The following is a 6493-nucleotide window of genomic DNA, read 5'->3' as shown; positions in this document are numbered from 1 at the left end:
CACAAAGCTCGGCTGTCCCGTCCGCTTGACCGCCATCGCTACCCTCCAAGGCTTTGCCCTAGGGAATCACAATTGACGAATTACGCAACAGGCCCACAAGGGGAGAGGGAAAGCGCCGCGTCCGGTTCACGAGTGGCTTACAACCCCGCCTTGGCGATCGCGTCCGCAAAGGAGCGATCCACGATCTCAGCCGCATCGAGCTTCTGCTTGATCAGGCCCCAGCGGAAATAGAGATCGATCGTGCTCTGCTCGTCCGCGACCACGCCGTCGTCGATCGGCGCGATGCGGATCTTTGCGCGCGACAGCCAGTTCTGCGGCACGGCGGTCGGGATGTTCATCAGCTTGCCCCAGGTCGCGGCATAGCTGTCGACGTTGCTCAGCGACCACGCCCGCGCCGCCGTGAGGCGGCGGATGAAGTCCGTCAGCTCCGCGCGCTTGTCGCGGATCGCGTCGGGCCGTGCGACCTGGAAGCTCAGCCCCGGCGTCAGACCCTCCGAGGTGATGACGCGGCGCGATTTGAACAGCACCTCTTCCTGGCTCACATACGGCTCCCACGTCGACCAGGCATCGACCGAGCCTTGCGTGTAGGCGATCTTGGCATCGGACGGCGCCAGGAACGCGATCTGCACGTCGCTCGCAGCCCAGCCGTTCTTCTCGAGCGCAGCGAGGATCAATTGATGACCGATCGAGCCGCGGCCGGTTGCGATCTTCTTGCCGCGCAGATCGGCAAAACTCCTGATCGGCGAATTCTCGGGCACGAGGATCGCGAGCCCCTCGCGGGTCTGACGGATCGCGGCGATCGCCTTCACCGGCGCGCCGGAGGCGGCGGCGAAGGTGAACGGCGCATCGCCCACGATACCGGTCTCGATCGCGCCGGCGCTGAGCGCTTCCAGCAGCGGTGCCGCGGCCGGAAACTCCTTCCACTCGATCTTATATGGGACATCCCTAAGCACACCTGCCGCTTCCATCACGGCCTGCGAATTGCCCTTCTGGTCGCCGACGCGCAAGGTGGTTTGCGCCGCCACGAGCTCCAACGAGCCGAACAGCAGCGCACCGGCCAGCATGAGACGGATCATTCCGCCGCCTCGCCGCGAACGGCCTGGCGCTTGGCGACCAGCTCGCGCGTCAACGGGATCAGCTCGCGGCCATATTCGATGGCGTCGATCAGGGGATCGAAGCCGCGGATCAGGAAGTGGCTGATGCCGAGATCGTAATAGTCGCCGAACACTTCGGCGACCTGCTCGGGCGTGCCGACCAGCGCGGTGGTGTTGCTGTTGGCACCCGTGAGCTTGGCAATCTCGGTCCACAGCCGCTTGTCGATGCGGCTGCCCTGGTCGGCGAGCGCGAGCAGGCGCCGCGCGCCGGCCGTGGCATGGCCGTCGGCGGGCTTGCGGTAGCCGGTCTTGTCCTGGAGCGCGGTGGCACGCGCCAGAATCTCTTCCGCCTTCTCCCAGGCCTGCTTCTCGGTCGGCGCGATGATCGGCCGCACCGAGAGGCTGAAACGCGGCGTCGGCCGTCCCTGACGAACCGCCGCGTTGTGGACGCGGGAGGTGACGTCGCGCACCTGCGCATAGGATTCACCCCACAGCGCAAAGGTGTCGGCATGCTTGCCGGCGACCTCGATCGCCGCATCCGAAGCGCCGCCGAAATAAATCCGGATGCCCTCGGGACGATATGGCTTCACCTGCGAGAATGCGTTCTCGACCTGGTAGTGCTTGCCCTTGTAGGTGAACGGCTTGTCGCTGGTCCATTCGAGCTTGAGGACATCGAGGAACTCGGAGGTGCGGGCATAACGCTCGTCCTTGTCGTCGAGCGTGTTGCCATCCTGCCGAAGCTCGGTCGCATTGCCGCCGGTGATGACGTGCAGGGCGACCCTGCCGCGGGAAAACTGGTCGAGCACGGCGAACTGGCGCGCCAGCAGCGTCGGCGCGGTGAAGCCCGGCCGCTGCGCGATCAGCACATTGAGGCGGTCGGTGACGCCCAGCACGTGCTGGGCAATCTGGAGCGCGTCCGGCGTCGTCGAATGAAACGCCAGCAGGGCGCGGTCGAAGCCGGCATTTTCGTGCGCCTTCGCCACCGTCTCGATATGGGTGGGGTTGAGGACCGGCCCCTCGCGGACGACGGTCTCGGACGAATTGTTGTTGCTGATGAAGCCGATGAACTCGATCGACATGATCGTCTCCCTGTTTGTTGTCCTGAAAGCTAGAGGCCCAATTCGGCGCGGCCGAGGCCGGTGCGCGTGGCATCGTCCTGCGGCGTGTGCACGCGGCCGCACAGCACGTCGCGATAGTGCCGCTCCAGCGGATTGGTGCGGCTGAGGCCGTGGTTGCCAGTCAACGATAGTGCATCCTCGACTACGGCAACGGCGTTGTTGGTCACCGTCAGCTTGATGACGTTGGATTCGCCGGTGGAGAGAGCGACGCCGTCGTCGAAGTCGCGGGCGAACGTCTCGATCAGCCGCGCATTGACTGCGAGCCTGGCCTCGATGGCACCGAGGATCTCCTGCGCCCGCGGCAAGGTCGCAAGCGGCGCCCCGAGGCTGGCGGGGACGCGCTGCTTCAGGAACGAGACGAACCAGTCGCGCGCGGCACGGGCAATGCCGTCATAGATCGCGGCAACGAACACCGTGTGGACGGTCGCCTGCGCGACGTCGGGCGCACGCCACTCCGAAGGCCTTCGGACATCGACCTCGGCATCAAGCGGGATCACGACGTCGTCGAAGATGACATCATGGCTGCCGCTGGCGCGCAGGCCGTGATGATCCCAGGTCTCGACGATGCGGGTGCCCGGCAGTCCCGCCGGCACCAAAAACTGGCCGACGCGCGGCTCGGCTTCGTCGGTCCGCGCCCAGACCAGATACCATTTCAGGATCGGCGACCCCGTCGAATAGATCTTGTGACCGGTCAGGCGCCAGCCGGTCTCGGTGCGGCGTGCGATCGTCGCCGGCAGGCCGCCGCGCGCGGGCGAGCCGAGTTCGGGCTCGACGCGGAGCGCGTTGACGAGCGCGAGGCCCTCGACGCTCTCACGCGCAAGCTTGCGCGACAGCTTCGCCGGCCAGGTCGGGCTGCGCCCCATCACCAGATGGTTGATGTAGTGCATCGACAGCACCAGCGCGGTCGAGGAATCGGCCTTGCCGATGATACCGATGACCCGCGCGGCATATCGTGCGCCCGCTCCGGCCCCGCCATGAACGGCCGGCACCGTCAGCGACAGCAGGCCTGCCTCGGACAGCTCGCGAAAATTCTCGAAGGGAAAGCTGCCGGCGCGATCATGCTCGGCTGCACGCGCAGCAAAGCCTTCGGCCAGCGCCTCGGCGCGCGCGATGTAGTCGGGCTCGCTATGGGCCGCCCGGCCCTGGGCTACAGAGGTCACCATGTAGCGTCCAATCCCAACAAGCCGAGGATCTGGCGGCGCAGATCCGCCAGATATGGATCGCCGCGATGGCGCGGATAGGGCCGGTCGACACGGATGTCGGCCTTCACCCGCGCCGGGCGGTCGCTGAACACGATGACGCGGTTGGCGAGCACCAGCGCCTCCTCGGCGTCGTGCGTCACCAGCAACGTGGTAAAGCCCTTGCGCTGCCAGAGCGAGACGAGCTCGGCCTGCATGGTGATGCGGGTCAGCGAGTCGAGCTTGCCGAGCGGCTCGTCGAGGATCAGGATCTTTGGATCGTTCACGAGCGCGCGGGCGAGCGCGACGCGCTGCGCCATGCCGCCGGAGAGCTGATGCGGATAGGCATTGCGGAACGACGACAGACCAACGAGATCGAGCGCGTCATCCACGCGCTGCCGCTGGCTCTTCAAAATGCCCTGGGCCTCGAGGCCCAGGGCGACGTTGTCCCAGACCGACCGCCAGGGAAAAAGGGTCGGATCCTGGAACACGACCACGCGCGAGGGATGCGGGCGGGTGATGCGCACCTCGTCCTCGCGGAGCGTTCCGGCCTTGGGCTTGTCGAGGCCGGCGACGAGCCGGAGCAACGTCGACTTGCCGCAGCCGGAGGGGCCGAGCAGCGCGACGAACTCGCCCGGCTCCACGGAGATGCTGACGTCGCTGAGAACAGGCAGCTCGGTGCCGTCGATGTCGAAGGCGTGGCTGACCTGCTCGATGTCGAGCGCGGCGCCGGCGGCCGGCGGGGTCGTGACTTCGGCCAGTGCGGTTGCGGCTACCATTTCACGGTCCCCTTCTGCCAGACCAGCAGGCGATCGCGGATGGCGAACAGCAGGGTGATGGCGCCGGAGCAGAGCAGCGACATCACGATCAGCGCCGCATACATGTTGGCGTAGGCGGCCCAGCCCTGCGCCCATTGCAGGTACCAGCCGAGCCCGGCCTTCACGCCGATCATCTCGGCCACGACGAGCACGGCGAAGGACGAGCCGAGGCCCATGAACAGGCCGACGAAGACGTGCGGGAGTGCGGCGGGGATCGCGACCTTGAGCACCAGGAAGGACGGCTTTGCGCCGAGCGTGCGTGCGACGTCGTAATAGGCGTTGCTGACGCTCGCGACGCCGGACCAGGTCAAGACGGTGACCGGGAAGCCGGTCGCCAGCGCGATCAGGAAGGTCGAGGCGCTCCAGCTCGACGGAAACGTGAAGAAGGCAATCGGCAGCCAGGCGGTTGCCGGCAGCGGGCCGATGAAGCGTAGCACCGGATGCACCCAATAGCCGACCGCGCGCGACCAGCCGATCGAGACGCCGGTCAGGAAGCCGACCGTGGCGCCGATCAGATAGCCGCCAAGCTGGAGCTTGACCGAGGCGAAGACGCTGTCGAGCAGCTTTGGCAGATCGTCGGTATAGACCTCGATGATCGACTGCGGCGGCGGGAAGAACGGCAGCGGCAGCCACGCAAACTTTGCGGTCGCAACCTCCCACAACGTCAGGAATGCGCCGAGCGCCACGAGCCAGGGCGCGCGCTGGCGCAAGGCCTTACCGGCGGAGCCGAGGTAGTCGGCGCCGACGGTGCCGAACAAGGCGATTGCGGCAACGATGAAGGCGGCGATGCCGAGCGAGTGCGTCCGCGACCAGTCGCCGACATCCTCCCACCACAGGCAGGACAGGCCGAACGCGATCCACGCGACGCTCGCGAGAATGCCGACGCCGGATTCCCGGACCCAGCTCGCAAGAACCGGCGCGCGCGAGAGGCGCGGCGCGCCGGAGGCGAGGCCGTCAGACAGCGAATACGTCGACATAGATGCGCTCCGCGAATTTGGCCGTATCGGTGCTCTGCTTGAAGACCTGGACGCTCTTCAAATCGTCGGCATAGGACTTCAGCTCGCGCTTCAACACCTCACCCACGGGATGATGATGATGGGTGTGGTAGCGCACCATGCCCTCGATATCGGCGAGCGACGCCGTCTTCGGCGCGTAAGGCTGGAACGATTTTGCCGTCACGACCGGATTCTGCGCGGTGAACATCGCGGCATCGAGCAGCGCCTGCGTTAGGGCGCGCGCGACCTGCGGCTCCTCGCGCACCAGGCTGCCGCGCAGGCCGAGGATGCAGCAGCTCTTGTCGCGATATTCGCCGTCGAGATTGGAGGCGACTTCCTTGTACTGGCTGTCCTTGAGCCAGAGATAGCCCAGCGGATCGGATGACAGGAAAGCCTGCACCTCACCCTTCTCGACGGCGACGTTGAGCAGGTTGCCGGGATAGGCGCGCCAGTCGACATCCTTGACCGGGTCGATACCGAGCTTGGCGAGCTGAATGGAGAAGAAGTTCTTGTCGGGGCCACCGAGGTCGCCGACCGCGACGATCTTGCCCTTGAGGTCGGCGAGCTTGCTCACATTGGAGTCGGCGCGGGTCAGGACGCGCATGCAGCCGCCATGGGTGCCGGCGGCGATCTTGACGTCAAAGCCCTGCTCCAGCGGCTTCAGCCAACGCAGCGCCATGCCGAGCCCCGCATCGCTCTTTCCCGTCGCGATCGCCTCGAGCAGTTGATCGGTCGAGCCGGAATAGTTGATGAGCTCGATGTCGAGATTGTGCTTCTGGAAGAAGCCGTGCTCGATGGCGACGGGCACCGGCGCGAGACAGACCGCGCCGGCGTTCCAGGAGAGTTTCAGCTTGCGCGGCGCGCCGGTGAGGACGGGGCCATCCGCGGCCGTCCGGCACAGCGGAAACTCAGAGAGATCGACACCGGGCGCGATCGCCTGTGGCGCAAAGGCCTGTGCTGCACCAAAGGCACCAAGCGGCGCGGCAAACGCCGCCGCAAGCCCCGCCTGCAGCAAATGGCGCCGGTCGAGGCCAGATCCGCTGCGCTTGTTGTCGTTGCCCATCAGTCCCCGCTCCTGCGCTGGCACAGCTCCGCCGTTCACGCAACGCTTCGCGTTGCGCATGTTCCATGTGGAGCCGCGTTGAGAGAATAATTTCGTCGGCGCTTCCCGCGCCGCTTTGATGCGATGCGCAAATCATGCGGCGCGCCCGCCGCATCGTCAATGAAATGGAATTTCGAATGTGGCGCGAAGCGAGGTCATTCTCTCCATCAGCGCATGGGACAGCGATG

At 66.3% G+C, this 6493-nt stretch carries 6 protein-coding genes; all 6 read right to left on the bottom strand.

Annotated elements, in window-relative coordinates; genetic code table 11:
* Positions 1-137 precede the first annotated feature (137 nt).
* Genes ABIB95_RS25660 through ABIB95_RS25635 form a run of 6 tightly spaced genes read right to left on the bottom strand, consistent with a single transcriptional unit; the run spans position 138 to position 6266 of the window.
* Positions 138-1076 carry an ABC transporter substrate-binding protein gene (locus ABIB95_RS25660; protein WP_354243152.1) on the bottom strand — a complete coding sequence of 313 codons (939 nt, stop codon included), beginning with the start codon at positions 1074-1076 and terminating at the stop codon, positions 138-140.
* Positions 1073-2173, bottom strand: a complete 1101-nt coding sequence (locus ABIB95_RS25655) for an LLM class flavin-dependent oxidoreductase (protein WP_354178369.1) — start codon at positions 2171-2173, stop codon at positions 1073-1075. The genes ABIB95_RS25660 and ABIB95_RS25655 overlap by 4 nt, the downstream gene beginning before the upstream one ends.
* 29 nt (positions 2174-2202) lie before the next feature.
* A complete protein-coding gene (locus ABIB95_RS25650; protein ID WP_354243149.1) occupies positions 2203-3375 on the bottom strand; it encodes an acyl-CoA dehydrogenase family protein in 1173 nt (390 codons plus the stop codon).
* Positions 3369-4169 carry an ABC transporter ATP-binding protein gene (locus ABIB95_RS25645; protein WP_014493120.1) on the bottom strand — a complete coding sequence of 267 codons (801 nt, stop codon included), beginning with the start codon at positions 4167-4169 and terminating at the stop codon, positions 3369-3371. The genes ABIB95_RS25650 and ABIB95_RS25645 overlap by 7 nt, the downstream gene beginning before the upstream one ends.
* Positions 4163-5185, bottom strand: a complete 1023-nt coding sequence (locus ABIB95_RS25640; protein ID WP_063981662.1) for an ABC transporter permease — start codon at positions 5183-5185, stop codon at positions 4163-4165. Before ABIB95_RS25640 ends, ABIB95_RS25645 begins: the two co-directional genes overlap by 7 nt.
* Complete coding sequence (locus ABIB95_RS25635; protein WP_354243146.1) at positions 5163-6266, bottom strand: ABC transporter substrate-binding protein; 1104 nt, start codon at positions 6264-6266, stop codon at positions 5163-5165. The genes ABIB95_RS25640 and ABIB95_RS25635 overlap by 23 nt, the downstream gene beginning before the upstream one ends.
* Positions 6267-6493 lie beyond the last annotated feature (227 nt).

Source organism: Bradyrhizobium sp. LA2.1, assembly GCF_040547725.1.
Lineage (GTDB): Bacteria > Pseudomonadota > Alphaproteobacteria > Rhizobiales > Xanthobacteraceae > Bradyrhizobium > Bradyrhizobium barranii.
The sequence above is the reverse complement of the archived record's forward strand: the minus strand, read 5'-3'. Positions and strand labels throughout refer to the sequence as shown.